Source organism: Photorhabdus sp. RM71S, from assembly GCF_042879355.1.
Taxonomy (GTDB): Bacteria; Pseudomonadota; Gammaproteobacteria; order Enterobacterales; family Enterobacteriaceae; genus Photorhabdus; species Photorhabdus kayaii.
In genome coordinates, this window is sequence record NZ_JBHFKV010000376.1 from 1 (window position 1) to 211 (window position 211).

Consider the following 211-nt stretch of genomic DNA (forward strand, 5'->3'; position numbering starts at 1 on the left):
TGACTTTTGCCAAAAATTTATTCCTCTCTGGCATCAACAGTTAATTGAAAATGGCTTGCTCAAACGTCGCCGCGACGCTTCCCTTTCTCTCAGTGAAGTGATGACGATACTCATTTTATTCCACATGAGCCATTATCGTGATTTTAAAACGTTTTATATTCAGCATGTTAAACACTATCTTCAGGCCGATTTTCCCAGGTTGGTCAGCTAC

General features: G+C 40.3%; 1 pseudogene. It reads left to right on the forward strand.

The window, feature by feature from the left end:
- A pseudogene (locus ACGF5R_RS25250) lies at positions 1 to 211 on the forward strand (IS982 family transposase); the annotation flags it as partial.